The 734-nt window shown below is 27.0% G+C and carries 1 protein-coding gene; it reads right to left on the bottom strand.

Annotation, left to right across the window (positions count from 1 at the left end; genetic code table 11):
* Positions 1-10: 10 nt before the first annotated feature.
* A complete protein-coding gene (locus tag B0A58_RS16145; RefSeq protein ID WP_089081885.1) occupies positions 11-541 on the bottom strand; it encodes a tetratricopeptide repeat protein in 531 nt (176 codons plus the stop codon).
* Between the last annotated feature and the right edge of the window lie 193 nt (positions 542-734).

Below are 734 nucleotides of genomic sequence, written 5' to 3'. Positions count from 1 at the left end.
TTATAGGGGGCTAGACCAACTCTAAATATACATCCCCTAAATTTTTTAAAATAGTTGCAGTTATTTTTTTATTTGAAAGTTTATTATTTAATTGAATATTTATTGCCTCTTTATAATATTCTATTGCTTTATCAAGATCACCACTATTTTTCAAAATTATAGCCATATTATTAAATCCTTTGACCATTTCTGGATTATTATCATCAAAATTATTTACTCTAATATCAGAAGATAAACCAACAAAATGAATTAACTTTTCAAAATTGTTTATTGAATGATAATAAATACAATATAAGTCTAACAATTCTAGTTTTGATTTAATGTCGTCTATATGTTCAATATTTAAGTTTTTAATAAATATTTCACATTCGTTATAATATGAAAGTTCAAGTATTATAGAAAATTGCTCAATTTTTGCCTTCCAATAAAATCTATCTTTTTTAATATTATTATTATCATCATAATGACTAATTACATTATTTAATTCATAAGACTGGTCTAGCCCCCCATTAATCGGACTTTTTAATTTATGTTGTTGCAAATATACAAAAACTGTTTATATCTTTGCCATGCAAGGAACAAACGACCGGCGAGTTTTACACCGATGTTTGAAGAAATGTCTCAGCGCTGACCATTTCGTTTTTATTAAAATTTAGTTCATCCGCCAAAAAAGGCGGAATCACTAAATTTTGCAAGGAACTGCACTTCCAGCTCGTATTGCCCGATATTTGATG

The organism is Flavobacterium branchiophilum NBRC 15030 = ATCC 35035 (assembly GCF_002217205.1).
Classification (GTDB): domain Bacteria; phylum Bacteroidota; class Bacteroidia; order Flavobacteriales; family Flavobacteriaceae; genus Flavobacterium; species Flavobacterium branchiophilum.
The sequence above is the reverse complement of the archived record's forward strand: the minus strand, read 5'-3'. Positions and strand labels throughout refer to the sequence as shown.